The organism is Bacillus sp. SIMBA_074, assembly GCF_046534555.1.
Classification (GTDB): Bacteria; Bacillota; Bacilli; order Bacillales; family Bacillaceae_G; genus Bacillus_A; species Bacillus_A mycoides.
Genome location: NZ_JAWRYM010000296.1, coordinates 1 through 308, shown reverse-complemented (window position 1 = coordinate 308; position 308 = coordinate 1). Strand labels below are relative to the sequence as shown.

Annotated in this window: 1 protein-coding gene; it reads left to right on the top strand. The window is 49.7% G+C overall.

What is annotated here, in order from left to right:
• Positions 1 to 2 precede the first annotated feature (2 nt).
• A partial coding sequence (locus SB773_RS30920) for an amidohydrolase family protein (RefSeq protein WP_410594065.1) occupies positions 3 to 308 on the top strand: 306 nt, incomplete at its 3' end.

Below are 308 nucleotides of genomic sequence, written 5' to 3'. Positions count from 1 at the left end.
CCATCCTTGGCAACGGCAACATACTAAATCAAGCGGGAGAGCTTATCCCGGTAGAAATATTGGTTGAAGAGGGACAAATCAAAGCAATTGGCGAGGCGATAACGCGAGAAGGACACGAATGGATCGACTGCAAAGGCGGCATGATCAGCGCAGGACTCATCGACGTGCACGTTCATTTGCGCGAGCCTGGATTTGAACATAAAGAAACAATCGAAACAGGAGCAAAGGCAGCTGTAAAAGGGGGCTTTACAACCATCTCCTGCATGCCTAATACGCGCCCATCCATTGATAGCGTGGAGACAGTGAAG